This window comes from Arthrobacter sp. Leaf234, from assembly GCF_001422665.1.
Classification (GTDB): domain Bacteria; phylum Actinomycetota; class Actinomycetes; order Actinomycetales; family Micrococcaceae; genus Arthrobacter_D.
This window is the reverse complement of record NZ_LMLU01000001.1, coordinates 660,754-686,197: the sequence shown is the minus strand read 5'-3', so window position 1 is coordinate 686,197 and position 25,444 is coordinate 660,754. Positions and strand designations below refer to the sequence as shown.

Sequence of the window (25,444 nt, the reverse complement as noted above, 5' to 3'; positions counted from 1 at the left end):
ATGGGCGCCCCTCCAGCACCCGTGTTCGCTGCGGTCGACATCGGGGCCTCCTCCGGCCGCGTGATCCTCGGCAGCGTCTCCGGGGGCAGCCCCCGCCTCACGACGGTCCACCGCTTCCCCAACGGCGCGCAGTTCCTCGGCGGCGCGCTGCGGTGGGACATCGATGCCCTCTTCGCCGAGGTGGTGGTGGGGCTGCGCCTGGCGGCCTCCGCCGCAGCGGAGTCGGGTCTGCGGATCGCCGGCATCGGCATCGACACCTGGGCCGTGGACTACGGCTTGGTCGACGACGGCGGGATCCTGCGGCACCTGCCCTTCAGCTACCGCGACACGCGGACCCGGGCGACCGTCGACGTCGTCCACCGCACGCTTCCACCGGAGACCCTCTACGACCGGACCGGGCTGCAGTTCCTGCCCTTCACCACGGTCTACCAGCTCGCCGCCGAGCGGTCGCTCGACGGCGTGCAGGCCCTCCTGATCCCGGACCTGCTCGCCTACCGGCTCACCGGCGAGCGCCGCACCGAGGCGACCAACGCGTCCACCACGGGCCTGCTCGATGCGCGGACGGGTACCTGGGCCGAGGATCTCCTCGACGAGCTCGGTCTCCCCGGTGACCTGTTCCCCCCGCTCGTGGAACCCGGAGCCGTCATCGGGCAACTGCTGCCCGAGGTCGCTCTCGCCACCGGACTGCCCGAGGAGACGGCCGTCGTCGCCGTCGGCTCCCATGACACCGCCTCCGCGGTCGCCGCCGTCCCTGCCACCGGGCCGGGCTTCGCCTACATCTCCTCCGGCACCTGGTCGCTCGTGGGCGTCGAACTCGACGCGCCGATCCTCACGGCCGCGAGCCGCGCCGCGAACTTCACCAACGAGCGGGGTGTGGACGGGACCATCCGCTACCTCCGCAACACGGGCGGGCTGTGGCTCCTCCAGGAGTGCCTGCGGGAGTGGGCCGTCGAAGGGCCGTCCCCCGATCTGCCGACCCTGCTCTCGGCTGCCGCGACGCTCCCGGCGGGCGGGCCCATGATCGACGCCGAGTCCACGGATTTCCTCGCGCCGGACGGGATGCCCGGCCGCATCCGCCGTGCGGCCGGCGATCTCCCGACCCGGGAGTCGGTGGTGCGGTGCATCATGGACAGCCTCGCCGACGCCTACGCGCGCACCCTCCGGGACGCGGCACGCCTCTCGGGACACACCATCGACGTCATCCACGTGGTCGGCGGCGGATCGCAGAACGCCCTCCTCTGCCAACTGACGGCGGACCGCACGGGCCTGCCGGTCCTCGCCGGTCCCGTGGAGGCGACAGCCCTCGGGAACATCCTGGTCCAGGCGCGGGCGGCCGGCATCCTGGAGAGCGGCCCCGGTCTCGGGAGCATCCGGCGAGCGGCGTACGCCGCGGCGGACACGGTCCGGTACGAGCCTGCACGCAGCGGGGCACGGACGACCGTGCCCCAGCAGGCCTGACGTCCGCGGGCGAACGCCCTGACGACGTCTGTGCGGCCGGTCCGGACGATGGATGGTCCGGGCGACGGCAGGTCTTGGCGTGGAGCGCCGACGATGGCGGGACACCTGCCCGCAGTGCGGCGCGATCAGCGGGGTCGGCGCAGTGTGACGGGGCCCTTCGCCGTCGAGGGATCGACGACGACGCCGCGCTGCACCATCTCCGCGAGTCCGCGGGCGGCGAGCCTGCGGGCGGCGTTCCGTGCCGGCTCGTGCAGCGACACACCATGTCCGCCGAGGGCCGCTGCGGCGTCGGCCGGGTCGACCCCCGAGCCGCGTGCTCCGGCGCCGAGCCGCCCGAGCAGCCACTCCTCCAGCGCCGTGTCGATGGCGCGGACCTTACGGGACCGGCACGCGTCGCTGCAGTACGCGACGTCCTCCCAGTTCCGCTCCCACTTCTTCCGCCACTCGATGCGGCGTCCGCAGGAGCGGCAGGACCTGGGCTCGTGTGCCGGCCCTGCCGACCTCACCATTGCCGCACCACGCCCGTCACATGCGCCCGAAGACGGAGCGGATCACGGCGAACGCGCCGTAGCAGATGAGGCCCAGGGCGACGGCGGTCAGGACGTACGTACCGAGCGGGTGGTGCTGCAGGGCCTTGAGGCTGCCGTCCAGCCCCGTCGACTCCTGGGCATCGCGGACCAGGCCGGCGATCACGAACAGGCCGCCCACCAGGAGGAGCGCGAGGCCCTTGGCGACGTGCCCCACAACCCCGACCACCTCGATGATGCGGCCGTGGGCCGTGTCCTCGAAGGACCTGAGTTCCGGGCGGAAGTTCCTGCGCACCCCCTTCACCACGAAGTGGACGCCGATGCCGAGGATGATGCCCGCGGTCAGGAACACGAGCAGCACACCGAACGCCGAGGCCAGCAGGGCCCTGGTGAAGTCGACCGTGGACTCGGAGGAGTCCGGCCCGTCGCCGAGGGCGAACCGCGCGAAGGTCGCCGCCATCGACCCGTAGATGATGACGAGCGACCCGGACGAGATGAGCTTGCCGATGCGCTGCTTCCGCGGGAGGTGGCGTGCGCGGAGGGTTGCTTCGCTGAACTGCCAGAGCGCCAGGCCCGCGCAGCCGACGGCACAGATCCACATCAGCGCCGTCCCTGCGGGCCCTTCCGCGACCTCCTCCAGCGCACCCGTCGGTTCGGCCTCCCCGTTCCCCCCGAAGGCGATCCGCAGGGCGATCAGGCCGATCAGGATGTGCACGACCGCGAGCGCTCCGAATCCGAGCCGCGCCGCCACGTCGAGGACACGCGTGTCGGAGACGTGCTCGACGGCGTCGGCCGCGCGGCTCGCACGGCCCCGCAGGCCCGCGCTGCTGTCCGTCGTCGCCACCGTGCCCTCCCGCATCTGCCCCAGCCGTCCCTTCCGCCGGTCGGCGGGGACGCTCCGGACGTCTCCCCTCCAGCATAGGAGGAGCGGCACCCCCTTGAGGCTGTCGCTCCGAGGCGGCACACTGGTGGTGCCGGTTGCATCGGCACGCCAGCGCACACCCCGGTCTCACCCCAGCAGTACGTCGGACAGCGCTGTCTCGACCACTGGGAGTGCACATGCTGAATGAGGACGTCGTGACGGAGAGCGGCTCGCTGCGCCTCGCGCAGGAGCGGGACCTCATCGTGGGGCTGGAGGCGGTGGAGATCAGCACCGACCTGCCGCAGGCGATGATCGACGCGGCCGTGATCAAGGCGGCCGCGGAGGAGTTCGGCCGCACCGACGTCGCCCTGTGGGCCGAGGTCACCGCACTCGACGCCCTGACCCGGACCGAGGGCGCGCGCGACGCCCGGGCTCGCGGTGCGCGCATCCTCGGCTGGGCGACCGAGCAGGGCGACACCCGGCTCGCCAGCCGCTGTCATGCCCTCCTCGCGATGACGGACCTCATGGCGGGCCTCTCGGGCGCCGGCGCGGAGCACGCCACGATCGCCGTGACGCTGCTCGACGGAACCGAGCTGCCACGCCTCCGCGCGAAGCTGCTCACCCGGCAGGCGGTCGGCCTGTTCGCCGCGGGCCTGCCGCAGCACGGCTTCGACGTGACCCGGCGAGCCCTGGTGCTCGCGGAGCGGCTGGCCGACCACGAGCTGAAGGCCCAGCTCGCCTCCAACGCGTTCCACGCCGCCATGGACGAGGCGCTGCCGGAGGAGGCATCCCTGTGGACCGAGATCCTCGACGAGGTGGTCGCCGCCGCACCGCACCTCGAGAGCGAGTTCAGCGATGTCCTCATCCGCGGGCACCTCGCGGCCGGCCGGCCGGAGGACGCGTCGGTGGTGCTCGAGCGGTACGGCATGGACGTCACCCCGGGATCGCAGCCTGAGCTCCGCGCGAGCCGGAGGCTCCTCCTCGCGCAGATCCACCACGGGCTCGGCGAGCTGGACCTCGCTGTCCGCGCCCTCGACGAGGCAGAGGCCCTCACGACCCTGCACGAGCTCGAGGAGATCGCGGCGTCCGTCCTCGAGGAACGCGCCGCCGTCGCGGCGACCCAGGGTGACTTCACACTCGCCTACGAACTCCACCGCGCGTTCCACAGCGCCTCCCGGACCCGCTGGCTCGAGGCCCGGCGCTCCCAGGTGGACCACCTGTTCGCGGCCCAGAACCTCACCGAGGCGATCGTCAGGGCGGAACAGGCAGAAGCCGCCGTCGCCGTCGATCCCCTCACCAAGGTGCGCAACCGGCGCTGGGTCGAGGACTCCCTGTCCGACGTCGTGCGGTCATGGCAGACCGGCGGCGCCTGGACCGGGTCCCTGGCCATCGTGGACCTCGACCACTTCAAACAGGTCAACGACCGCTTCGGCCACGCTGCCGGGGACGACGTCCTCGTGTCGGTCGCCGAGTGCCTGCAGGAATGCCACGGCGTCCGGGACGTCGCGCGCATCGGCGGCGAGGAGTTCCTGCTGGTCCTCAAGCAGCACGCGGACCCGCAGGATGTGGCGGACGCCGTCCTGTCCGCTGTCCGCCATCTACGATGGCCCCACATCCACCGCGGGCTCCACCTCACCGCGAGCCTCGGCTTCGCGGGGTGCGTACCGGGCACGACGTCGTCCGCCCTCCTCCGGGAAGCGGACCTCAACCTCTACCGTGCCAAGCGCACGGGACGGGACCGGGCCGTCGGACCCTAGTAGCCACCCCTGGATCCACAGAGAATGCAGGCCGTGCAGGGCCGGCCGGGCACGGACCGCACGGGCCGATCGGGCGATCCGGCCGGGCGGGTGCGGACCGTGCGGGCCGGTCTCAGGGCCGGCGTGCCAGCCATGCCTCCAGCGACGCCCGGACGAACTCGGCGCCGCCCGGTCCGCCGTAGTTCGCGGCGAAGCGCGGGTCGGCGACGTACATCTCGCCGAGCCCGAGGAGATAGTCGGAGGACAACCGGCCCTCGTCATCGCGGGGGACGCCCGGCACGGTCGAGAGCCAGGCGATGTGCAGGCCGGCCAGCCGGCCGGCCTCCGCGCTGCCGGCCGACACCCCCGTCGACGCGGCGGCCGTCCAGGCGGCGTTGAGGTCCGCCACCTCGTCCTGGAAGGCGCGCCGTTCCTCCTCGCTCCTGCCCCGCCACCAGGAGTCGCCCTGCGCGTAGGCGTCCTCGCCCCATCGCTCCGTCACCTCCCGTTCGTGGCGGGTGTGGTCGAATCCGTCGAACATGGTCTCGGGCATCGGTTCTTCTCCTCGTTCGAGGGCCTCCACCGTGGTGAGGACCGCGTTGATCTGCTGGTCGAGCCGGCGCTGCTCGCTGCGGAGATGATCGAGGTGTGCGCGCAGGGCCGATGCCGGGCTGCCGCCCGGTTCGTCGTCGACGATGGCGCGGATCGCCGGCAGGGACAGCCCCAGGGTGCGCAGCAGCAGGATGCGCTGGAGCCGCAGCAGGGCAGCGGAGTCGTAGTACCGGTACCCGTTCGCCCCGATGCGTGTCGCCTCGAGCAGGCCCACCACGCCGTAGTGGCGCAGCGTCCTGCTGGTGGTGCCCGCCAGCCGCGCGACGACCGTGATGGGGTAGTCCATGCCGCTCCTTCCTCGTACCTCCGGCGCTCAGGGGCACCGGTGGGTACAACGGTAGGAGTTGACGCAGCGGCAGGGTCAAATAAGGCGTGTCGGCCACGGCGCGCAGATAGTGGACAGGAGCCGTGGGTCTCCGCTCGGGCCGGTCAGCCCGACCGGACAGCCGTGCACTGCGGAAGCGTCAGCTGTACCAGAACCACTGGGGCGGGCGCCACGACGTCGGCACCGTATGGGCGTTGAAAGTACCGCACTCTGAGCAGCTGTAGCTGGCACTCGCCGGAAGCAGGTCCGTGGAGTGGTCGGCCTGCCGAGCCGGGACGAACTCCTCGAAGATCAGGTAGTCGTCGGTGTGGCACCGGGGGCAGGAGGGTGATTCGCCCGTGTCGAGGAGATGAGAGGTGGGGCCGCTGGTGCGCAGGCTCCGCCCGTGATCGATGGTTGTCATGAGATTCACCTTTTTCGTCTTGCCTCCGGCACTGGAAACAAGTAGTAAGGGTACTTATACCTAGAATATAGACTCCCGCTCCGCCGTGCGGAAGCAGGGATTTCTCGGCGCCGGGGCGGGGTCCGGATGCCGCGACGCCGGCTGGCACAATGGGCTCCATGACTTCCAGGGCCCCGAGATCGTCACCAGCCCTCCCGCCGGAACTGGCGGGTCCGCTCCGCCGGGCCCTCGACTCCAGCCGCGACGTCACCGTCTTCGTGGACGGCACGGCGCACCGCCTTCCCGCGGAGGCCCAGGCCGCCGTCGTCGACCTCCTCGCCCGCCTGTCCGACGGCGATGCCGTGCAGGTGACGTCCGTCGCCGAGTTGCTCACCACGTCGCAGGCGGCGGAGCTCGCCGGGATCTCGCACAGCTACCTCCGGAAGCTCACGGATGCGGGAACCCTCCCGGTCGAGTACCGGGGCTCGCACCGGCGCCTCCGCAGGGCGGACGTCGAGGAGTGGCTCCGTGGCCAGCTCGAGCGCAGGGATCCGGCCGGGGCACCGCACGGGGCGGACGCGGCCGGGTCCGGCTGACGGCCCGGCTCAGCACGGTGGGACGCGGTCAGTCGCGCTCGAAACGGGGCCGTGACCGCCAGCGCTGGGCCTTGAGGGCCAGGTGCAGTTCGAGGCGCACCAGCCCCGCCAGCGGATCGACGCCGATGATGGAACGAATGCGCGCCAGCCTGTTGTAGACACTGCTGCGGTGGAGATGGAGCTGGGCCGCGACGTCCTGCACCGACCCGTTCTTGTCGTAGAGCAGTTCGAGGACCGGAAGGAGTTCCTCCACACGGTCGGCCTCGCTCAGCTCCGCGAAGTGGACGCTGCCCTGCGCGGGAGCCTGCCAGCCGGCGGCGCCGAGGAACTGGTAAGCCCCGATGTCCGCATAGGCGCAGGTCTCGCCGAGCTGCGGATCCACTGCGGCGGCCTGGACGGCATGCTGCGCCTGCAGCATGGCCTCCATCAGGTCCCGTGGATCGGCCGCGGTCTCGCTCAACCCGAGGATGAAGCGGCCGGCCGACCGGCCTGCGCGCTTCTCCACCTCGCGGGTGTACCTGTCCAGCACCTGCGCCAGCGCCGTGCGGCCCACGTCCGCGGCGCACAGGAGGACCGAGACGTCCGAGGACCCGGCGCTGAACAGGACGGGTGCGACGCCGACCGTCGCCTGCAGCGCGAGGGTGCGCTGCAGCAGCGCAGCCTCGTTCGGGTCGCCCCCCTCCCTCGGTGCGGTCGGATGGGGGACCTCGTACACCATGGCGATGCGCCAGGGGCCGTGGCCACCGAGCTCCCGCCAGCCCCGCAGCTCCTCGACGGCGGTGGCGACGCCGCGGCAGGCCGCCAGGAACGTCCCTTCACGCCGGGTCCGGCGCTCGGAGGATGCCGTGTCGGTCTCGAGGAGCAGTTCGGCCAGCCGGTCGATGGTCGGCCGGACGGCCGGGAGCGCGGCCAGGATCCCGGCGGCGGGGTCATCGCTCGACTGCTGCTGCACCCACAGGTAGCCGACCCGGAAGCCCCGGACGAGGAGGGGGACGCAGACACGTCCGAGCATCCCGAGATCCTCGTTCGCCGGAACGGCGACGGCGCGCACGGCCTGGGTGATGCCGTGCCGCTGCTGCCACTCGCTGACGTCGGCGGGGACCCGCTTGCTGAGGAGGAAGTTGACGCGGACGCGGTCGGCCGAGGTCTGGTGGCTGCTGTAGGCGAGGAGCACGCCGTCGGGATCCTCGAGCGAGAGCCCGCGTCCGAGGCGCTGCGCGATGGACTCGACGACGTCCTCGATGGCCTGGTTCTGCACAGACCAACAGTAGGGCGACCGGTCGTCGCGGGCGACATCTGCCGCGCCCGGACTCGACATCTGTCGATGGCGGCATCGACGTCGCCGTGCTAGTGGTGCGCGTCACAGAGCCACGGTTCCGCGGCGGGGCGCCGTTCCGCCCCTCCGGGCGGGCCGGCCGGCGATGCTCCACGGTGACGTTGATCCGGGACCCCCGATCGGGCCGCCCGGCACGGGCCTATCGTGGAGTCACCCCGTCCGCCCCGATCGCAGCCTGGAGAATCCCATGATCATCGGCGTCCCCAAAGAAGTGAAGAACAACGAGTTCCGGGTGGCGATCACCGCGTCCGGCGTCCATGAGTTCCGCGCCCACGGACACACCGTCCTGGTCGAGCGCGGTGCCGGGACCGGATCCAGCATCACCGATGCAGAGTACGAGGCGGCGGGAGCCGAACTCGTGGACGAGGCCGACGACGTGTGGGCCCGCGCGGACATGGTCATGAAGGTGAAGGAACCGGTCGCGGCGGAGTACCACCGCTTCCGCGAAGGGCTCATCCTGTTCACGTACCTCCACCTGGCTGCCGAGCCGGAGCTGACCCGTGCCCTGCTCGACGCCGGCGTCACCGCCATCGCCTACGAGACGGTGCAGGACGGCCGCTCGCTCCCCCTCCTCGCTCCCATGTCCGAGGTCGCCGGCCGCCTGTCCGTCCAGGTCGGCGCGCAGGTGATGACGGCGCCCGCCGGCGGCCCGGGCCTGCTGCTCGGCGGGGTGGCGGGAGTGCGCCCCGCCAAGGTGGTGGTTCTCGGCGCGGGCGTCGCGGGGACCAATGCGACGGCGATGGCGGTCGGGACGGGTGCGGAGGTCACCATCCTCGACATCGACATCGCCCGGCTGCGCGAGATCGACGCGCTCTACGCGGGCCGCGTCAAGACCGTCGCCTCCAACTCGCTGGAGATCGAGACCTCCGTCCTCGAGGCGGACCTCGTGATCGGCTCCGTCCTCATCCCGGGCGCGCGCGCCCCGAAGCTCGTCACGAATGCCCTCGTCGCGCGGATGAAGCCCGGCAGCGTCCTCGTCGACATCGCCGTGGACCAGGGCGGGTGCTTCGAGGATTCGCGCGTCACCACCCACGAGGATCCGACCTTCCGGGTCCACGGGTCCCTCTTCTACTGCGTGGGCAACATGCCCGGCGCCGTCCCGAACACCTCGACCTACGCGCTGACGAATGTGACCCTCCGCTACGCCGTCGCCCTCGCGGACAAGGGCGTGCAGGGAGCCTTCGCCGCCGATCCGGCGCTGGCCCGCGGACTCAACGTCGCCGCGGGCCGGGTGGCACACCACTCCGTGTCGGCGGCGCACGGCCTCGAGCTCGCCGAGGACTGGGCCGCGCTGGTCGGGTGACCCCTGTCCTCCGGCCGCGCGCTCAGCGCGGGCCGCGCCGGACGGGGAACGCCGCGTGGACCCGCTCGATGAGCCGGACGACGGCGAGGGCCTCCTCCACCGATACGGGAGGGGGTCCCTCCCCGTCGATCGCCGCGGCGAGGCCGGCGTAGAACGCCGGGTAGTCGCCCGGCCCCACGGGGAAGGGCTCCGCGGTCCCGCCCGCGCCGAGCACACCGCGGCTCGCGCCCGGCAGGCCGGCAGCGGCTGCGGCGACTCCGGCCGGAGGGACACCCCGGTCCAGCAGCGCCTCCTGCGGGTCCGTCCCGGTGATGACGAGCGAACCGGCGCTGCCGGTCACGCGGAACCGTGGGCGGGCCAGCGGCTCGAGCGTGCCGGCGCGCACATGGCTCGTCACGCCCGACGCGTGCTCGATGACGACGAACGCCGTGTCCTCCGCGGAGGTGTCCTCCCGGTTCCGGTGCAGCTGCGCGAAGACGGCCTCCCCCGGGCCGAAGAGCACCAGCGCCTGGTCGATCAGGTGGGTCCCGAGGTCGTGGAGGACGCCGCCGCCCGCAGCGGGCGCCGCCTCGCGCTTCCAGGCCTTGCCGACGGTCGGCTTCCAGGACTCGATAGCGGACTCGACGCTCCGCACGGACCCGAGCCTGCCGGCGTCCACCGCTGCCCGCACGGCCAGGACGTCACCGTCCCAGCGGCGGTTGTGGAAGGGGACGAGGAGCCGGCCGGCCTGCAGGGCGGCGTGGCGCAGCCGTTCGCCCTCCTCGGCGTCGACGACGAGCGGCTTGTCGACCACCACGTGCAGGCCGGCCGCCAGGGCCGCGGTGGCCAGCGGACCGTGCGTCGCGTTGGGCGTCGTGATCACCGCGAGTTCGAGGGCCGGCACCGCGCGGAGTGCGTCGCCGAGGGTGCCGACGACGACGGCATCCGGATGTTCCGTCCGTGCCGCGTCCTGCCGGGCCTCGCTGCGCGTGACCACGGCGGCGACATCGAAGCGCGGGTCATGCCGGAGCAGCGGGGCGTGGAAGACGCGGCCGCCGTGGCCGAAGCCGACCAGGACCGTGCTGATCGGACGGTCGGGAGATGCTGACACGGGCGCGCGGAAGGATCAGGACGGGTCGAAGTGCGCGCGGGGCACGGAGCCGTTGAGGCCGGCGACCATCCCCGCCGCCAGGACGCGCAGCTTGACGTTGCGGGAGTTCGACGCCCGGCGGAGCTTGTCGAACGCGTCCTTCTGCGAGCAGTTGTCCTGCCCCATGATGATGCCGACGGCGAGATCGATCTCGGTACGGGTCTGGAGGACTGCGTGCAGGTCCTCCGCGGTCGCCGTGTGCTGCGCCACCCTCACCGCAAGCTTGAGTGCCTGCGACGCCTGGACGGTGAAGGCCCGTGCCACCCGGCGGTACTCGTCGCTGAAGACCGAGCTGTCCTCTGCGTACAGGTTCAGGGCCGCGCGGGCGGACCCCTCGAGGTCCAGGGGGAGGCAGAACATGGCGCCGACGTCGTTGCGGGCGATGTGCCGCATGAAGTCCGGCCAGCGGTCCTCGGAGACGACATCGGCGATGAAGACCTCGTCGTGGACGCGGAGGGCGTGCAGGCACGGGCCGTCGTTGTGGTCGTACTGCACCTCGTCCATCGCACGGGCCTTCTCGCCACTGCTCGCGACGGTGAGCTGCTCGCTCGGAGACCGCTGCAGGGTGATCCCGCAGTAGGTGTCCCCCTGCGTCCCCAGCGTCTCGGCCGTGAAGTCCGCGAGCTCCTGGAGGAAGGACCGGACGTCCGGATGGTCGACGAGCAGGTCCTGGAGTCGCGCGGCGGCCTCCGCGGGCGGCAGGACCTCCACCTCGTCGGCGACCATGTGGAGGATGCGCGAGGACGGGTCGTCGCCGGCGGATGTCGCCCGGGCATCGGCCTGCGCCTCGGGTAGCTCCTCCATACCGACTCCAACCTCGACTCGCCCGCCGGCAGGCTGCCGGCGCTTTTTCCACAGTGTACAAGGGGTCGGCGATCACCCCGGACCGACATCGGACCGCCTACCGGGGCCCTGAGCGGCGGAGCCGGCGGCGCGCCGTCAGGCGGCGAGAGCAGTGACGAGGGCGGCCCACGAGGCGGTCAGCCGCTCTCCGGACATCCCCCGATCGTCCTGCAGGTGGAGCAGCAGACCGGCGTTGAGGACGGCGGCCAGGTGGTAGGCGCCCACCTCGGGATCGGATACCCCGATCCCCCGCAGCAGCATCGCGAGGTGCAGGCGGACCAACCGCTGCGTCGGGTGCTCGAGATCGGGTCCGCCCTGCTGTTCCGTGGCCCGGAGGATCTGTCCGTCCAGGCGCATCCTGGCGATGCTCGCCTCTCCGAAGGCGATGAGCCGCTCCAGCGGCGGGGCGCCCGGGCCGAGCGGCGGCGGACCGCTCATGAAGGCCTGCTGGAATTCCCGTCCGGCCTCGTCGGCGAGTGCGTGCATGAGACCCGCCCGGCTTCCGAACCGGCGGAAGACGGTTCCCTTGCCCACCCCCGCCCTGCGCGCCACCGCATCGGTGGTCAGCCGTTCCGCACCGCAGGTCGCCACGATCTCGGCCGCGGCGTCGAGCAGGAGCCGGCGGTTCCGCGCCGCATCCATGCGTTCTCCGTCGTCGCCGGTGACCCGGAGCAAGCCCTCCCCCTGCATGGGGCAAGCATAGACCCGGAATAAAACGGACCGTGGTCCGCTTGACCCTGAGCAGACGCGGTTCGATACGTCCGCACCAGCCCCGGCCGCGAGGTCACTAGCAACGGAGATTTCATGACCACCACGATCCTGACACTCGTCGGCAGCCTCCGCGAAGGCTCCATCAACCGCCAGCTCGCAGAGGCCGCGAAGGAGCACGCGCCCGACGCCGTGACCGTGGTGACGTTCGATCGCCTGAGTGAAGTCCCGTTCTACAACGAGGACATCGACAACGACGCCGACCGCCCGAAGTCGGCCGACGACCTCCGCGCCGCGGCCGCCGACGCGGATGCCCTCCTCCTCGTCTCGCCCGAGTACAACGGCACCATGCCCGCCGTCCTGAAGAACGCGATCGACTGGCTGTCCCGCCCCTACGGCGCCGGCGCCATCTCGAGCAAGCCGGCCGCCGTCATCGGGTCCGCCTTCGGCCAGTACGGCGGAGTCTGGGCCCACGACGAGGCCCGCCGCGCCCTCGGCGTCGCCGGAGCGTCGGTCGTGGACGACACCAAGCTGTCCATCGGCGGATCGATCACCCGCTTCGCAGAGGTCCACCCGAAGGACGACGCCGAGGTCGCCGGCCAGGTGTCGGACGTCCTCTCGGCCCTGGCGGGAGCTGCGTCACCCGTCGCAGCCTGAGGCTCCTACCCTCGGCCGGGCATACCCGGATCGGAACACGACGACGCCGGCGCAGGGATGCGCCGGCGTCGTCGTGCGTGCACCGGAGCGTTCCGGTGACCGGGTGTCAGTGCCAGAGGCTGTCCGCCCAGGCCGCGTCCCTGAGGTAGTCCCGCGCAGGTCCGATCTCCCACAGCTGACCCTGCGATTCGAGCACGCCGTCGTTCTGCATGGACTGGACCGCCTCGGAGGAGCAGCCGAGCGCCTCGGAGAGATCGTCCTGGTCCATGGCGAGCACGATGGTGTTCCTGGCATTCATGGTGCAGTCCTTCGCTCGATGGGTCCTGGGCGGCCGTGACCGTCAGGGCTGTCGCGGTGCAATGAGGTCCACCTGCGGCTTCCAGCTCCGCGCGTAGAGACCGAGGGCGGCCTCCTCGCGGGGGACGAATCCGAGGCGGTTGAGCGTCATGTGCGCCTGGTAGACCGTGAGGTGCTGGGCGCTGCGGCTGACCCGCACCTTGTCGGCGCGGTAGAGGTAGGTGTCGAGCGCCCGGTACCAGCGCCGTCGCCAGTTGTGCACCGCGGACTCGGATGCCGTCGCCGCCATCAGGGCATGGAAGCCGGTCGCCTTCGAGGAGACCTGCGTCGCCATGGCGTCGCGGACTGCCGGAGCGCGCGGCCCGACGTCGGCGGTGCAGGTCCGCAGGTGGCTGTCCCAGTAGAAGTCCCAGGTCAGGCGGCGGCGATCCTGCCAGCCGGCCGAGCGCGGCCCTCGCATCATGCTCTGGGCGGCGTCGAACAGGACCAGGGCGCCGAGCGCCGAACGGCCCTGCATGCGGGGGAACCGCTGGTTGCCCCAGATCGCCAGCTCGGAGCTGAGTTCGAAGACCTCCTCGGCCAGGTGGAGTCCCTCCACACCGCCGTACTTCACGAGGTTCGCCTCGAGCTGGGGGTCGGCCATCTCCTGGCCGCCCGAGTAGTAGGTGTTGCTCGCGGGAGCCGTGTAGTGCTGCCGGACCGCCAGCAGCGGCAGGGCCTGCGCACTGCGGGCCTGGAGCGCCCGCTGGAAGGTGCGGAGCCTCTCGAGGACCCGGGGGTGCGCGTGGATGCTGAGCCTGATCTGGCTGACCACTCCGGTGGATGCGTCCTCGCACCGCGTGAAGTACCAGCGTTTGGCGCCGAGCGCATGCGCCTGCGCCACCAGCGGGGTGACCAGCTCTTCGATGATGCCGTCCGCTACATCGAAGCCACCCGTCGAGAGGGAGAGATGCCACCACTGAGTGCTGACGACCGTCCGTGAGGCGGTTCGCACGGCTGTCAGCTGACTCATGGCTCTCTCCTTCAGGGTCTGTGATCACCCCCGCTGGGGCGGGCTATGGGAGCGGCGCCCGGGCTCTAGTCCGGCGCCGCCGTGTTCCTACTTGGGCCAGTCCCAGCTGCTGGCCGAGACCGAGGCCTTGGGCCAGTCCCAGCTTGCCGCGCTGATGGTCTGACCTGCCGGCACAACGGCTCCGACCAGGATCATCAGGCCTGCAGTTGCGCCGAGTACCTTCTTCATGGCGATCCTTCCTTGCCCGTTCCCCGGGAGGTCGAACTGGTCCGCACTGCGGATGCGCAGTGCCCGTATCCATCGGCATCCCGGTCAGGACCCCGGTGAACCGGCTCCATCAGAATGTCGGTGCGCAGAGGGTAGTGTCCAGCAGTACGGGTGGCCGTTTGCGGACATGACGCCAACCGGACGCCGAGCGGATGCGGACACCACGCCCAGGCGTGCTCACAGGGATCGCGGGGACGGCGGATCCGCGGAACGACGCGGATCCGCGGCTCGGACGGGGCCGGTGGATTGCCAGCCCGACAGATGTGTCATTAACTGGACATGTCATGTTTTTCGCACCGTGCTGAATGCTCATGACCGGGGACGACAGGGAGGGTTCATGCTGGATGCCACGGCGCTGGAGGTCTATCGCTATGCGGTGGGTCATCCCGGCTGGACCCGTGCCGAGGTGTCGGAGCAGCTGGGCCTGACACTGCGCCGGATCGACGAGGCCATCGGCGAGCTGTCCCGGCGCCGGCTGCTCAGCCCTCAGGCTGGCAGCGACGACGGCCTCGTCGCGGTGTCCCCCGATGTCGCCCTCGCCGATCTGGTCGACGCCGACGAGCGCACCCTGCAGGACCTGAAGGCACGCATCAGCAGCCAGCGGCGCGAACTCTCGAGCCTCCTCCCCACCTTCCTCGATGCGCGCAAGCACGTCCTCGCGAGCACCTCGGTGGAGACACTCGAGGACCCGCACCTCATCCACCGCGTGCTCATCGACTACGGCCGGGATGTCACGGAGAAGGTCTACATCGCGCAGCCGGGACAGGGCTCGACGGCGGACGTCCACGAGGAGAGCGTGCGGAAGGACCTCGAACTCCTGGAGAAGGGCGTACGCCGCCGCACCCTGTACGACACGAGCACGAGGGACCACGTCCCGACACGGAAGGCCGTCGAGGCCATCGCCGCCGGCGGGGGCGAGTTCGGAGTCCTCCCGTTCATCCCGCTGCGCATGCTGATCTTCGACGAGAAGCTGGCGCTGGTGGGCCGTCAGCTGACGCGCGACGACAAGGCGGCGCTGGTGATCCGGGACCACAGCCTCATCAACATCTTCACGCAGCTGTTCGAGATCGCCTGGGAGATCAGCCAGGCGTTCCTGGCACCCGAGGAGGTGGAGTCCCCGCTCAGCAGCCTGCAGCGCTCGATCATCCAGGGACTCGCCAGCGGACTCTCCGACGAGTCGATCGCACGGCGGCTGGACATCAACGTCCGGACGTGCAGGCGGCACATCGCCTGGATGCTCGAGACCCTGCGCGCGGACAGCCGTTTCCAGGCCGCCCTGAAGGCCCGCGACGCCGGCTGGATCTGACAGCCTACGTTCCGCTGGTCAACACCTGTTGCCTGATGGTCAACACGCGCCTAGACTCTGGGCGTGACGTCCTCCAGCGAAGCCTCCGCCGACCTCCTGCCCGCCGAGACGGAAGCAGCCCTCGAACGCGCCGTCGACTCCGCAGCACGGCACGATCCGCTCTTCTCCGTGCGCGCGGCGAACATCAAGCAGTCGGCCGTCCGCGACGTCTTCGACATCTCGATCCGCCCCGGCCTCGTCTCCCTGGCCGGCGGCAGCCCCTACCTGAGGTCCCTCCCCCTCGAGGACCTCGGCCGTACGGCCCAGAAGATCATCGCCGAGCACGGCCTGGAGGCGCTGCAGTACGGCGGCGGGCAGGGCATGGCGGAACTGCGCTCTCTCGTCTGCGACGTCATGGCCGCCGAGGGGATCGTGGGCGCCAGTGCCGACGACATCGTCATCACCACCGGATCGCAATCTGCCCAGGACGTCGCAGCCAAGGTCTTCTGCGATCCCGGAGACGTGATCCTCTGCGAGGACCCCACGTACGTCGGCGCCCTCAACACCTTCGAGGCCTACGAGGTGGACGTCGTCACCGTCCCGATGGACGAGGACGGACTGATCCCGGACGAACTCGAGCGCATCATCGGCGAGCTCGAGGCGGAGGGGCGGACCATCAAGCTGCTCTACACGATCCCCAGCTTCAACAACCCGAGCGGCATCACCCTGGCCGCCGACCGCCGCCAGCGCGTCGTCGACATCTGCCGCGCGCACACGATCCTGGTCCTCGAGGACAACCCCTACGGCATGCTCCGCTTCGACGGCGAGCCCCTCGAACCCCTGCGCGCGGCCAACCCCGAGGACGTCATCTACCTCGGCTCGTTCTCCAAGATCTTCGCGCCCGGTGTGCGCCTGGGCTGGGCGCTGGTGCCCAGGCACCTCTACCGCCGGTTCTACCTGGCCTGCGAGGCGGTGGTGCTCTGTCCGTCGCCGCTCACGCAGATGCTCGTCACCGCCTATCTCACGGAGTACGACTGGCGCGGCCACCTGCAGTCCATGCGCGGCCTCTACCGCGAACGGTGCGAGGCCATGCTCGGCGCCCTCGCCGCCGAGCTGCCGGACGGCGTGCACTGGACCACGCCCGACGGCGGCTTCTTCGTCTGGGTCACCCTGCCCGAGGGGATCGACACCTATCCCCTGCTCTACACCGCCATCGACGCCGGCGTCGTCTTCATCCCGGGTGCCGCCTTCACGCCGTCGGACGAGCCGTCGAACAAGCTGCGCCTGGCGTTCAGCGCCGTGTCCCCCGAGGACATCGTCGAGGGCGTCCGGCGTCTCGCGCCGATCCTCCGCGGTGCCATCACCGGTCTCCGGGCGCCCTAGAGGTCAGCGCGGTGGGCGCCTCTGCTGGCGGAACGTCACCGTGATCGAGATCAGCGCGGCGACGATCACCAGGATGGACAGGCGGGCGATCGTGTCCAGCCCCGGAAAGGCGAGTTGCAGGAGGCTCGAGGCGATGAAGCCGACGACCACGACCAGCAGCAGCCTGCTCAACGGGTACCGGGCGCGCGGTCGACGGCCGGGATCCTGCCCCGGCAACTCCTGGTTCATGCGCCAACCCTAGTCGAGGAGCAGCGCAGGTTCCTCGAGGATCGAGGCGACGTCCGCCATGAAGCGGGCACTGAGATCCCCGTCCACCACGCGGTGGTCGAAGGACCCCCCGAGGGTCGTGATCCACCGGGGGATCACCTCGCCGTCGAGCACCCAGGGTTTCTGCTTGATGGTGCCGAAGGCCACGATCGCCACTTCCCCCGGATTGATGATGGGCGTTCCCGTGTCGATGCCGAGGGCGCCGATGTTCGTGACGGTCAGCGTGCCGCCCTGCATCTGGGCAGGCTGCGTCCTGCCCGCCCGCGCCGTCGTCGCCAGCTCGTTGAGGGCCAGTGCGAGTTCCTTCAGGGAGAGATCCTGCGCATCCTTGATGTTCGGCACCATGAGGCCCCGTGGCGTGGCGGCGGCGATCCCGAGGTTCATGAAGTGCTTGACGAGGATCTCGTCATCGGACCAGGTCGCGTTGACGGAGGGGTTCCGTGCAGCAGCCCAGATGACCGCCTTCGCGAGGATCAGCAGGGGCGAGACCTTGATGCCCTCGAAGTCCCGGCTGGCCTTGAGCCGCTTCACGAACTCCATGGTGCGCGATGCGTCGACGTCCACGAAGATGCTGACGTGCGGCGCGGTGAAGGCGCTCTGGACCATCGCCCTCGCGGTGGCCTTGCGGACGCCCTTGACCGGGATGCGCTCGATGCGGTCGCCCCCGAGGAGCTTGCGCTCCGACCAGAAGGAGTCGGCGCCGTCCTGCTCCGCGTCACGCTGCGACTGGTAGCTCATGAGGTCCTGCTTCGTGACCTCGCCGGCGGATCCGGTGGCCGGGACGTCGGCGAGGTTGATGCCGAGGTCCCGCGCCGCCTTCCGGACCGGTGGCTTCGCCAGGACGCGATTGATGAGCTGGTTGAGCGGGTTCACCCGGCCCTGCGCGCTGCCGCTGCCGGACGGCACCGGCGTCGCGCTGGGCGCCTGCTGTCGATCTGTCGCCCCCGGGCCGGCTGAGGCCGGCGGTGCGGGCGCGACCGTCACGGTGGACTGCCCGTCGGCGGGCTGCTGGGAGCTTCCCGCCGCCCGGTCATCGCTCCTGCCCGGATGGCCGGCCGCCGATGCGGCGGACACGGCCCGGGCCGGGCCGGACGGTGACTTACGGGGGCGGCGTTTGACGGCGTCGGCCTTCGGGCCCGTCCCGACGAGGGGGCCGGGCACCGGATCCGCGGAACCCGATCCTGGTGCCGTGTCCCCTCGCGTTGCTGCGGGGCCTGCGCCGGACGCGGCCTCACCGCCGGCAGCGGAGTGACCTCCGGTGACCGTTGCGGAGCCATCGCCGCGAAGGGCTCCTGCCTGCGGGCCTGCCAGTTCTCCCGGCATCTCCGGCACGGGGACCTGGCCCTCGGTCGAGGTGGCCGGGCGTGCCTCGCTCCCGGCGGGCTCGTCTGTAGGTACCTGCGCGTCGCGGCCGTCCGAACCGTCGGGCCGAGGCGCCGCCCCGGACGTCGGCGCAGTCACGGCGGAGCCGCCACTGCCGCCACTGCTGCCTCTGCCGGACGGTCCGGTGCCGTCCTCCACGGAGATGATCGGCGTCCCGACCTCGATCGTCTCGCCCTCCGGCACCAGCAACTCGGAGACCGTGCCCTCGTAGGGCGAGGAGAGCTCGACGAGGGACTTCGCGGTCTCGATCTCGCAGATGATGTCGTTGACGGACACGGCTGCGCCCGGCGCCACCCTCCACTGCACGATCTCCGCCTCGGTGAGGCCTTCACCGACGTCGGGCAGGTTGAACGTCTTCAGCGTCATGGTGGTCCTTCAGTATGCGAAGGCACGGTCGAGTGCCTCGAGGATGCGGTCGATGTCGGGCAGGTACTGCTCCTCCACACGGGCGACCGGATAGGGCATGTGGAACCCGCCCACACGGATGACGGGCGCCTCGAGGGACAGGAACGCACGCTCGGAGATGCGCGCGGCGATCTCGCCGCCGATCCCGCCGAAGGTCGGGGCCTCGTGCGCAACGATCAGCCGCCCGGTGCGGGTCACGGACTCGGTGACGGTGTCGAAATCGATCGGCGAGATGGACCTGAGGTCGATGACCTCGACGCTCCGCCCGTCCTCCTCGGCAGCGGCGGCCGCCGCCAGCGCCACGGGCACCAGCGGACCGTAGGCGACCACCGTCGCATCGGTGCCACGGCGCAGGACGTGCGCGGTGAACGGATCACCGACGGGTGCCCCCGTGTCCACCTCGCCCTTGAGCCAGTACCGCCGTTTGGGCTCGAAGACGATCACCGGGTCCTCGCAGCTGACGGCCTGCTGGATCATCCAGTAGGCGTCCTGGGGATTCGAGGGCGTGATGATCCGCAGGCCGGCAGTGTGGGCGAACAGCGCCTCCGGCGACTCCGAATGGTGCTCCACGCTGCCGATGCCACCGCCGTAAGGGATGCGGATGACCACGGGGGCACTCAGCATCCCGTCGCTGCGGGTGCGCAGCTTGGCGAGCTGGGTGGTGATCTGGTTGAACCCCGGGAACACGAAACCGTCGAACTGGATCTCGCAGATGGGCCGGTAGCCGCGGAGGGCGAGGCCGATCGCGGTGCCGATGATCCCTGACTCGGCGAGCGGGGAGTCGACCACGCGCATCGCGCCGAAGTCCTTCTTCAGTCCGTCCGTGACCCGGTACACGCCTCCGAGCTCACCGATGTCCTCCCCCATGAGCAGGGTCTTCGGATCGTTCGCGAGGGACGCGCGAAGCCCCTCGTTGATCGCCCTGGCGATGGTCATGGTCGCCATCAGGCGTGCTTCCCTTCGTCGGCGAAACCGGACTCGTACTGCTGGAAGAACCGCAGTTCCTCCTGCACGAGTGGGTGCGGCTCGGCGTACACGGCCGCGAAGCGGCTCTCCAGATCCGGCGCGGTCATCGACAGCACGGCCGCCCGGAGGTCCGAGGCCATGACCCGGGCCTCGTCCGCCAGCCCCTCGAAGAAGGCGTCGTCGGCGAGTCCGGCCGAGCGCAGATAGGTCTCGAGGCGGGCCAACGGGTCCCGGGTCCGCCACTCCTGCTCGTCACCGGACAGCCGGTACTTGGTCGGGTCATCCGCGGTGGTGTGCGCACTCATGCGGTAGGTGTACGCCTCGATCAGTACCGGCCCCCTGCCGGTCCGCGCGTGCTCGAGGGCCCAGCGGGTGACGGCCTCGACCGCGAGGACGTCGTTGCCGTCCACGCGGACGCCCGGGAAACCGTACCCCTCGGCCCGCTTCGCCAGCGGCACGCGCGTCTGCACCGTCGAGGGCACGGAGATGGCCCACTGGTTGTTCTGGCAGAAGAACACGACGGGTGCATCGAAGGACGCCGCGAACACCATGGACTCGTGGATGTCGCCCTCGGAGCTGGCTCCGTCGCCGAAGTAGGCGACGGATGCCGCCTGCGGCAGGGAAGGATCGGCGAGCTGGTCCCGCTGGATCCCCATCGCGTAGCCCACGGCGTGCAGGGACTGCGCGGCGAGCACCAGCGTGTAGAGGTGGAAGTTCCGCTCCCGGGGATCCCAGCCGCCGTTGGTCACGCCGCGGAAGAGACGCAGGATCTCGGACAGCTCGACGCCGCGGGTCAGCGCGACGCCGTGCTCGCGATAGGTCGGGAAGGCGTAGTCCTGGGCCTCCATGGCGCGGCCCGACCCGATCTGGGCGGCCTCCTGACCGGTGAGGGGGACCCAGAGGGCCAGCTGCCCCTGCCGCTGCAGGGCGGTGGACTCCTGGTCGAAGCGGCGGACCAGGTACATGTCCCGGTAGAGCGAGAGCAGGTGCGGTGCGTCCGACGTCGAGAGGTAGGGGGCGAAGTCGACGAGCTCACCGGCGATCCCGGCCGTCATCCCGTCGGCCAGCCGGCCCTCCGGATCGAGGATCCGGAGCATGTCCGGCTCGGCCTGACGGTCCTGCCCGAGTTCCGCCGTGCGCGCCGCGCGCTCGACCTCCTCGACCTCGAACTCCGCTGTCGGCAATCGACCGCCGTTCATCCCTAGCTCCTCATCCGACCTGCACATTCCATGTGGGGAATGTATGCCATCAGTCATACACCGGAGAACATATCTTCCGGTGACATCCTGACCAAGACTAGTCAGCGCGGGCCGACGGGCCTATTTAAGACGGCGTCAGCCTTCCGCTGGACGGTGCGGGAAGTCTCTGCACAGCGCGAGGAAACGGGTGTTCGCGGCCTCCTCGCCGATCGAGACCCGAACCCCCTCGGACCCGAAGGCACGGACGGACAGGGCATGCTCGCCGGCCCGGACGGCGAAGTCCTGGGTGTGCTCGCCCAGAGCGAGCCAGACGAAGTTCCCCTCGGCCTCCGGGATGGTCCACCCCAGGTCCCGAAGGCCCGCGACCACCCGGATGCGCTCGTCGACGATGCTCTGCACGCGCACCTCGACCTCGTCGATGTGGCGCAGGGACGTCACGGCCGCGTGTTCGGCGATCTGGGAGACCGCGAAGGGAACGGCGCTGACGCGGAGGTGGTCGGTCAGGGCCGGCTGGGACACGGAGTATCCGACGCGCAGCCCGGCCAGCCCGTGCGCCTTGGAGAAGGTCCGGAGCACGATCACGTTCTCGTACTCGCGATAGAGCTCGATGCCGTCGACGGCATCGGACCTCCGGACGAACTCCTGGTACGCCTCGTCGATGACGACGACGATGTGGGCGGGTACCTTCTCGAGGAAGCCGATGACGTCGTCTCGGGTGAGCACCGGCCCGGTCGGGTTGTTGGGCGTGCAGAGCATGACCACGCGGGTACGGTCGGTGATCGCGGCCGCCATCGCGTCCAGATCGTGGGTGCCGTCCGGGCGGACCGGCACCTGCACTCCCGCGGCGCCGGCGAGCCCGACGCTGATGGGATAGGCCTCGAAGGAACGCCACGCGTACACGACCTCGTCGGGGGCGTCGAAATCGTTCTGGCCCGCGAAGGTCGCCAGGATCTGGTTCAGCGCGCCGAGGCTGCCGGCCCCGGTGACGATGTCGGTCGCAGGGACGCCGAGGTAACCCGCGAGCTCGGTCCGGAGGGCCGTGGTCATCGGGTCGGGGTACCGGTTGACCGAGGTCTCGGAGGCGATCGCCTCCAGCACGGCCGGGAGGGGCGGAAGGGGGTTCTCGTTCGAGGACAGCTTGAAGCTCTCCAGGCCCTCCACCACCACGGGCGGCTTGCCCGCGGCATATCGCGGGAGCTTCCCGAAGACGCCGCGTGGGCGCAGGCCCTGGTTCGTGCTGCCCGCGGTGTCCCGCCCGGAGGTGGACGGTGCCGGGGAGTCGTCGATCGAAGTCATGGCCATAGCCTAGACCCGCCGTCCGCGGCACGCCCTCCCGCCGCCGTCTGCGCCGCCGGCAACGGATCCGGTCTCCGGACCGCGGTGAAGGAGGACCGTCGGGCCGAGCCGCGCGTAGCGGCCGAAGCGAGGAGTGACGTGGCGGGACCCAGCGACGGTGCCGTGCTGGCGTCGACCAGGCGTGCCCCAGCTGCGTAGTTCCCGAGCTTGTGCGCCGGACCCAGCCCCCAGGGTTCGACGGACCCGTCCGCCTCCCGTCCCAGCGGCGGTACCTGGTGGGTCAGGGTGACGGTGGTCCGGTGGGGATCATCGGGGTTGGGGATCGCGTCGAGGAGGGGGACCGGGTCCACCGCATGCTCGAGGTGCAGGTACTCGGTGTCGGCCGTCGTGTGCCAGCCCGTGGGCGAGCCGACCGTCACGACCAGCTGGACGTCGTACGACGCACCGAGACCGGCCTCGCGCGCGAGGTTGACGGCATGGATCCCGCCCTGGCTGTACCCCGCCAGGATGAGTGCGTCCCCCGCCTGCGCCCCCGCCCGACGCAGCGCTTCGCGCACTGCGGCCTCCGTGTGGCGGCTGTCCACCGCGAGCGCCTCGGCGACGCCCCCGGCGTCGAAGGGATTGCTGCCGCGCGCGTCGCCGACCAGCCCGGACTGCGTTCCGGGCAGCACCACCAGATGGACCGGCTGCATCTGCGTACCCAGCCGCAGCACCTCGAACACGCCGGGCCCCTCCGCCTCCACGGCGGAGATCCGGGCGACGACGCCCTCGATCGACCCGTCGAAGGCGACGATGTCCGAGGCCGTCCCGGAGACCCCGCCGGGTGCCTCCAGCAGGTCGATGGGCCCGACGTCCAGCGCGCCGCGATGGATGGCCTCACGGGCGAGGGCCCGCGCCGTCACCACCGATGCGCGGCGCGCCGACTCGGTCGCTGCACGGGCCGCATCATCCGCCCAGGCATAGGCGTCCACGGCAGATCTCAACCTCCCGGCCGTCCCGGCGAGGGACGCCGCGCCCCCCATGGTCGAGTACAGGGAGGCGCCGACCTGCCCGCGTGCCTCCTCGTAGATCGCTCCGGCGCCCACGCCCGGCGGCAGGAGCTGCACCTGACGCCACGGCAGCTCGGCGACCTCCGCATCGAGCTGGGCGAGCGCCGTGGCGACCGCGGCGGTGTCCGATGCGAGCAGGGACAGGACGCTCGCGGCGTGGTCCAGTTCCTCCCACTGGAAGCGGATCCCGCCCACACCTCCGCGGATCAGCAGCGAGCCGTCGCCGGGATCCGCGGGCCCGAGCAGCCGCGTCACAGCCCTGCCCCGCGCTGCAGCTCCTCCGCCGCGCGGAGGAGGCGGCCGTACTCGCCCAGGAGACGGGCTGCGGAGTGGAGCAGCTCGATGGTGCCCGAGAGCTCGCTGCACCGCTCTACCAGGTACGTGCGGAAGGCGCCGCCCGCGGGCGAGTCCCAGGAGAGGAGGGAGACGGACAGCGCGTGGCGCCGCACATCGGTCAGGCTCTCCGCATGACGGGTCAGGGCTGCCTGGATCGCCAGCGCGTCGTCGCCCGCGCCGCTCCCCGGACCGCGCGTGCCGCCCTCCCCGCCACTGTCCATGATTCGTCCCCCTCTCCCGCCCTGTACGTCCACGCTAGGAGCCCGGCAGACAGGCCACCGGAGGGCGGCCGGGTATGTGGACAGGCCGTGAGGAGCCGGCCCCGCTCCATGGAAGGATGGAGCCATGGCTGACTCCGCACTCTCCCGGGTTGAATTCGCTGCTCTGTCCCGAGGGGAGGGAACGTCGCTGACCCTCGGCCCCCTCGACGGCCGGTACCGTGACGCCGTGGCGCCCCTCGTCGACTTCCTGTCGGAGGCGGCCCTCAACCGCGATCGCGTGCACGTCGAGGTGGAGTGGCTCATCCACCTCACGCGTCACTCCGTCCTGCCCGGTACCGAGCCACTCACCGCGGACCAGGAGGAACGGCTCCGCGCCGTGGTCACCTCGTTCGACGCCGCCTCGGTCGCGGAGCTCGCGGAGATCGAAGCCGTCACGGTGCACGACGTCAAGGCGGTGGAGTACTTCATCGGACGGCGCCTGGACGGGATCGGCATCGGACACCTGAAACCGCTCGTCCACTTCGGCTGCACCTCCGAGGACATCAACAACCTCTCCTACGCGCTCGGGATCAAGGGCGCCGTCACCGAGGTCTGGCTGCCGGCAGCGCGCTCACTCGTCGCCTCGATCGCCAATCTGGCACGCTCGTCCCGCGAGACCCCGATGCTCTCCCGGACCCACGGCCAGCCGGCGACACCGACCACGCTCGGCAAGGAGATGGCCGTCGTCGCCCACCGCCTGACGCGCCAGCTGGACCGCATCACGGCCACGGGGTTCCTCGGCAAGATCAACGGCGCCACCGGAACCTATGCGGCCCACTACGCCTCCGTCCCGGACGCCGACTGGGAGGGCGTGGCCCGGACCTTCGTCGAGGGCCTCGGCCTGACCTGGAACCCGCTGACCACGCAGATCGAATCCCATGACTGGCAGGCCGAGCTCTACTCCGACGTGGCCCGCTTCAACCGGATCCTCCACAACTTCTGCACGGACGTGTGGAGCTACATCTCCATCGGCTATTTCGCGCAGGTCCCGGTGGCCGGCGCCACCGGGTCCTCGACGATGCCGCACAAGGTGAACCCGATCCGCTTCGAGAACGCCGAGGCGAACCTGGAGATCTCCTCCGGCCTGCTGGACGTGCTGTCCTCGACGCTCGTCACCTCCCGCTGGCAACGCGACCTCACCGATTCCTCCAGCCAGCGCAACATCGGTGTCGCCCTCGGCCACTCCCTCCTCGCCGTCTCCAACGTGGCCAAGGGGCTCGCGAGGCTCGATGTCGCGGAGGACGTGCTGGCAGCAGACCTCGACGGCAATTGGGAGGTGCTCGGCGAGGCGGTGCAGATGGTCATGCGAGCCGAGGCGATCGCGGGCGTGCCGGGACTGGACGACCCCTATGAACGCCTCAAGGACCTGACCCGCGGCCGGCGGGTTGACGCGGCCCGGATGCGCGAGTTCGCGAGCGGGCTCGGGCTGAGTGCGGAGGCCGAGCAGAGGCTGCTCGCGCTGACGCCCGCCGGCTACACCGGTATCGCGGCTCGGCTCGTGGACCATCTCGGCTGACCGCGTACCGGCGCTCCGCCGGGCAGCAGTCACGATCCCCGTGCCGCAC

26 protein-coding genes are annotated in these 25,444 nt (G+C 71.0%); 8 read left to right on the top strand and 18 right to left on the bottom strand.

The features are described 5' to 3' along the window. Entirely contained in the window at nt 1-1,458 is a 1,458-nt protein-coding gene (locus ASF21_RS03180; protein ID WP_055766675.1) for a rhamnulokinase, read from the top strand. 125 nt (nt 1,459-1,583) lie between these two features. Here ASF21_RS03180 and ASF21_RS03175 read toward each other — a convergent pair whose 3' ends face one another. After that, nucleotides 1,584-1,967, bottom strand: coding sequence for a DUF2256 and DUF3253 domain-containing protein (locus tag ASF21_RS03175; protein WP_055766672.1), 384 nt, complete (start codon nt 1,965-1,967; stop codon nt 1,584-1,586). A 16-nt stretch (nt 1,968-1,983) separates the two neighbouring features. Beyond that, complete coding sequence (locus tag ASF21_RS03170) at nt 1,984-2,844, bottom strand: DUF1206 domain-containing protein (RefSeq protein ID WP_055766670.1); 861 nt, start codon at nt 2,842-2,844, stop codon at nt 1,984-1,986. A 200-nt stretch (nt 2,845-3,044) separates the two neighbouring features. On the opposite strand from ASF21_RS03170, the gene ASF21_RS03165 reads away from it, so the two are divergent. Further along, entirely contained in the window at nt 3,045-4,604 is a 1,560-nt protein-coding gene (locus tag ASF21_RS03165; protein WP_055766667.1) for a sensor domain-containing diguanylate cyclase, read from the top strand. 112 nt (nt 4,605-4,716) lie between these two features. Here ASF21_RS03165 and ASF21_RS03160 read toward each other — a convergent pair whose 3' ends face one another. Both ASF21_RS03160 and ASF21_RS03155 read right to left on the bottom strand, forming a co-directional pair. Next, complete coding sequence (locus ASF21_RS03160; RefSeq protein ID WP_055766663.1) at nt 4,717-5,481, bottom strand: MerR family transcriptional regulator; 765 nt, start codon at nt 5,479-5,481, stop codon at nt 4,717-4,719. A gap of 178 nt (nt 5,482-5,659) precedes the next feature. Continuing rightward, a complete protein-coding gene (locus tag ASF21_RS03155; protein ID WP_055766661.1) occupies nt 5,660-5,923 on the bottom strand; it encodes a hypothetical protein in 264 nt (87 codons plus the stop codon). 158 nt (nt 5,924-6,081) lie between these two features. Between ASF21_RS03155 and ASF21_RS03150 the strand changes: the two genes are divergently transcribed. Further along, entirely contained in the window at nt 6,082-6,498 is a 417-nt protein-coding gene (locus tag ASF21_RS03150; RefSeq protein ID WP_055769023.1) for a helix-turn-helix domain-containing protein, read from the top strand. Nucleotides 6,499-6,526: 28 nt separating this feature from the next. Here the strand turns inward: ASF21_RS03150 and ASF21_RS03145 are convergent, their stop codons facing one another. After that, nucleotides 6,527-7,756 (bottom strand): PucR family transcriptional regulator, encoded by a 1,230-nt coding sequence (locus ASF21_RS03145; protein ID WP_055766658.1) that lies wholly within the window; start codon nt 7,754-7,756, stop codon nt 6,527-6,529. A gap of 265 nt (nt 7,757-8,021) precedes the next feature. Between ASF21_RS03145 and ald the strand changes: the two genes are divergently transcribed. Then, nucleotides 8,022-9,137 (top strand): alanine dehydrogenase, encoded by a 1,116-nt coding sequence (gene ald / locus ASF21_RS03140; protein WP_055766655.1) that lies wholly within the window; start codon nt 8,022-8,024, stop codon nt 9,135-9,137. A gap of 22 nt (nt 9,138-9,159) precedes the next feature. On the opposite strand, the gene ASF21_RS03135 is transcribed toward ald, so the two are convergent. The 3 genes from ASF21_RS03135 to ASF21_RS03125 form a co-directional block, all read right to left on the bottom strand. Then, a complete protein-coding gene (locus tag ASF21_RS03135) occupies nt 9,160-10,227 on the bottom strand; it encodes a Gfo/Idh/MocA family oxidoreductase (protein ID WP_055766650.1) in 1,068 nt (355 codons plus the stop codon). 15 nt (nt 10,228-10,242) lie between these two features. Beyond that, nucleotides 10,243-11,070 (bottom strand): GAF and ANTAR domain-containing protein, encoded by an 828-nt coding sequence (locus tag ASF21_RS03130; RefSeq protein WP_055766645.1) that lies wholly within the window; start codon nt 11,068-11,070, stop codon nt 10,243-10,245. 135 nt (nt 11,071-11,205) lie between these two features. After that, nucleotides 11,206-11,799, bottom strand: a complete 594-nt coding sequence (locus ASF21_RS03125) for a TetR/AcrR family transcriptional regulator (protein WP_055766642.1) — start codon at nt 11,797-11,799, stop codon at nt 11,206-11,208. Between the two features lie 114 nt (nt 11,800-11,913). Here ASF21_RS03125 and ASF21_RS03120 point away from each other — a divergent pair, with 114 nt between their 5' ends. Then, entirely contained in the window at nt 11,914-12,474 is a 561-nt protein-coding gene (locus ASF21_RS03120; RefSeq protein ID WP_055766640.1) for an NAD(P)H-dependent oxidoreductase, read from the top strand. Between the two features lie 106 nt (nt 12,475-12,580). On the opposite strand, the gene ASF21_RS03115 is transcribed toward ASF21_RS03120, so the two are convergent. From ASF21_RS03115 to ASF21_RS16705, 3 genes are all read right to left on the bottom strand, one after another. Next, nucleotides 12,581-12,772: a hypothetical protein gene (locus ASF21_RS03115; protein WP_055766637.1), complete on the bottom strand. Its 192-nt coding sequence runs from the start codon at nt 12,770-12,772 to the stop codon at nt 12,581-12,583. A gap of 42 nt (nt 12,773-12,814) precedes the next feature. Then, nucleotides 12,815-13,783, bottom strand: a complete 969-nt coding sequence (locus ASF21_RS03110; protein WP_055766634.1) for a lantibiotic dehydratase C-terminal domain-containing protein — start codon at nt 13,781-13,783, stop codon at nt 12,815-12,817. An 87-nt stretch (nt 13,784-13,870) separates the two neighbouring features. After that, nucleotides 13,871-14,011, bottom strand: coding sequence for a hypothetical protein (locus ASF21_RS16705; RefSeq protein ID WP_157365713.1), 141 nt, complete (start codon nt 14,009-14,011; stop codon nt 13,871-13,873). 376 nt (nt 14,012-14,387) lie between these two features. Here ASF21_RS16705 and ASF21_RS03105 point away from each other — a divergent pair, with 376 nt between their 5' ends. Further along, the gene (locus ASF21_RS03105) at nt 14,388-15,356 is read left to right on the top strand and encodes a helix-turn-helix transcriptional regulator (RefSeq protein WP_055766631.1); all 969 of its coding nucleotides are present in this window, start codon (nt 14,388-14,390) and stop codon (nt 15,354-15,356) included. A 63-nt stretch (nt 15,357-15,419) separates the two neighbouring features. Further along, nucleotides 15,420-16,718, top strand: coding sequence for a PLP-dependent aminotransferase family protein (locus ASF21_RS03100; RefSeq protein ID WP_055766628.1), 1,299 nt, complete (start codon nt 15,420-15,422; stop codon nt 16,716-16,718). A gap of 3 nt (nt 16,719-16,721) precedes the next feature. Here ASF21_RS03100 and ASF21_RS16700 read toward each other — a convergent pair whose 3' ends face one another. The 7 genes from ASF21_RS16700 to ASF21_RS03070 form a co-directional block, all read right to left on the bottom strand. Then, a complete protein-coding gene (locus tag ASF21_RS16700; RefSeq protein ID WP_157365712.1) occupies nt 16,722-16,946 on the bottom strand; it encodes a hypothetical protein in 225 nt (74 codons plus the stop codon). Nucleotides 16,947-16,955: 9 nt separating this feature from the next. After that, nucleotides 16,956-18,734, bottom strand: coding sequence for a dihydrolipoamide acetyltransferase family protein (locus ASF21_RS03095; RefSeq protein WP_055766625.1), 1,779 nt, complete (start codon nt 18,732-18,734; stop codon nt 16,956-16,958). Nucleotides 18,735-18,743: 9 nt separating this feature from the next. Beyond that, nucleotides 18,744-19,718, bottom strand: coding sequence for an alpha-ketoacid dehydrogenase subunit beta (locus ASF21_RS03090; RefSeq protein WP_055766623.1), 975 nt, complete (start codon nt 19,716-19,718; stop codon nt 18,744-18,746). After that, on the bottom strand, nt 19,718-20,938 hold the full coding sequence (gene pdhA / locus ASF21_RS03085) for a pyruvate dehydrogenase (acetyl-transferring) E1 component subunit alpha (protein WP_055766620.1): 1,221 nt from the start codon (nt 20,936-20,938) through the stop codon (nt 19,718-19,720). The genes ASF21_RS03090 and pdhA overlap by 1 nt, the downstream gene beginning before the upstream one ends. Nucleotides 20,939-21,073: 135 nt before the next feature. Continuing rightward, the gene (locus ASF21_RS03080; RefSeq protein WP_082471326.1) at nt 21,074-22,234 is read right to left on the bottom strand and encodes a histidinol-phosphate transaminase; all 1,161 of its coding nucleotides are present in this window, start codon (nt 22,232-22,234) and stop codon (nt 21,074-21,076) included. Then, the gene (locus ASF21_RS03075; protein WP_055766617.1) at nt 22,231-23,538 is read right to left on the bottom strand and encodes a hypothetical protein; all 1,308 of its coding nucleotides are present in this window, start codon (nt 23,536-23,538) and stop codon (nt 22,231-22,233) included. The genes ASF21_RS03080 and ASF21_RS03075 overlap by 4 nt, the downstream gene beginning before the upstream one ends. After that, entirely contained in the window at nt 23,535-23,840 is a 306-nt protein-coding gene (locus ASF21_RS03070; protein WP_055766613.1) for a hypothetical protein, read from the bottom strand. The genes ASF21_RS03075 and ASF21_RS03070 overlap by 4 nt, the downstream gene beginning before the upstream one ends. Before the next feature lie 124 nt (nt 23,841-23,964). On the opposite strand from ASF21_RS03070, the gene purB reads away from it, so the two are divergent. Next, entirely contained in the window at nt 23,965-25,395 is a 1,431-nt protein-coding gene (gene purB, locus ASF21_RS03065) for an adenylosuccinate lyase (protein ID WP_082471194.1), read from the top strand. Nucleotides 25,396-25,444 lie beyond the last annotated feature (49 nt).

Bases quoted from the DNA above. Each gene is read 5' to 3' on its own strand.
- ASF21_RS03180 (WP_055766675.1), top strand. From the start codon at position 1: ATGGGCGCCCCTCCAGCACCCGTGTTCGCTGCGGTCGACATCGGGGCC.
- ASF21_RS03175 (WP_055766672.1), bottom strand. From the start codon at position 1,967: ATGGTGAGGTCGGCAGGGCCGGCACACGAGCCCAGGTCCTGCCGCTCC.
- ASF21_RS03170 (WP_055766670.1), bottom strand. From the start codon at position 2,844: ATGCGGGAGGGCACGGTGGCGACGACGGACAGCAGCGCGGGCCTGCGG.
- ASF21_RS03165 (WP_055766667.1), top strand. From the start codon at position 3,045: ATGCTGAATGAGGACGTCGTGACGGAGAGCGGCTCGCTGCGCCTCGCG.
- ASF21_RS03160 (WP_055766663.1), bottom strand. From the start codon at position 5,481: ATGGACTACCCCATCACGGTCGTCGCGCGGCTGGCGGGCACCACCAGC.
- ASF21_RS03155 (WP_055766661.1), bottom strand. From the start codon at position 5,923: ATGACAACCATCGATCACGGGCGGAGCCTGCGCACCAGCGGCCCCACC.
- ASF21_RS03150 (WP_055769023.1), top strand. From the start codon at position 6,082: ATGACTTCCAGGGCCCCGAGATCGTCACCAGCCCTCCCGCCGGAACTG.
- ald (WP_055766655.1), top strand. From the start codon at position 8,022: ATGATCATCGGCGTCCCCAAAGAAGTGAAGAACAACGAGTTCCGGGTG.
- ASF21_RS03130 (WP_055766645.1), bottom strand. From the start codon at position 11,070: ATGGAGGAGCTACCCGAGGCGCAGGCCGATGCCCGGGCGACATCCGCC.
- ASF21_RS03125 (WP_055766642.1), bottom strand. From the start codon at position 11,799: ATGCAGGGGGAGGGCTTGCTCCGGGTCACCGGCGACGACGGAGAACGC.
- ASF21_RS03120 (WP_055766640.1), top strand. From the start codon at position 11,914: ATGACCACCACGATCCTGACACTCGTCGGCAGCCTCCGCGAAGGCTCC.
- ASF21_RS03115 (WP_055766637.1), bottom strand. From the start codon at position 12,772: ATGAATGCCAGGAACACCATCGTGCTCGCCATGGACCAGGACGATCTC.
- ASF21_RS03110 (WP_055766634.1), bottom strand. From the start codon at position 13,783: ATGAGTCAGCTGACAGCCGTGCGAACCGCCTCACGGACGGTCGTCAGC.
- ASF21_RS16705 (WP_157365713.1), bottom strand. From the start codon at position 14,011: ATGAAGAAGGTACTCGGCGCAACTGCAGGCCTGATGATCCTGGTCGGA.
- ASF21_RS03105 (WP_055766631.1), top strand. From the start codon at position 14,388: ATGCTGGATGCCACGGCGCTGGAGGTCTATCGCTATGCGGTGGGTCAT.
- ASF21_RS16700 (WP_157365712.1), bottom strand. From the start codon at position 16,946: ATGAACCAGGAGTTGCCGGGGCAGGATCCCGGCCGTCGACCGCGCGCC.
- ASF21_RS03095 (WP_055766625.1), bottom strand. From the start codon at position 18,734: ATGACGCTGAAGACGTTCAACCTGCCCGACGTCGGTGAAGGCCTCACC.
- ASF21_RS03090 (WP_055766623.1), bottom strand. From the start codon at position 19,718: ATGGCGACCATGACCATCGCCAGGGCGATCAACGAGGGGCTTCGCGCG.
- pdhA (WP_055766620.1), bottom strand. From the start codon at position 20,938: ATGAACGGCGGTCGATTGCCGACAGCGGAGTTCGAGGTCGAGGAGGTC.
- ASF21_RS03080 (WP_082471326.1), bottom strand. From the start codon at position 22,234: ATGACTTCGATCGACGACTCCCCGGCACCGTCCACCTCCGGGCGGGAC.
- ASF21_RS03070 (WP_055766613.1), bottom strand. From the start codon at position 23,840: ATGGACAGTGGCGGGGAGGGCGGCACGCGCGGTCCGGGGAGCGGCGCG.
- purB (WP_082471194.1), top strand. From the start codon at position 23,965: ATGGCTGACTCCGCACTCTCCCGGGTTGAATTCGCTGCTCTGTCCCGA.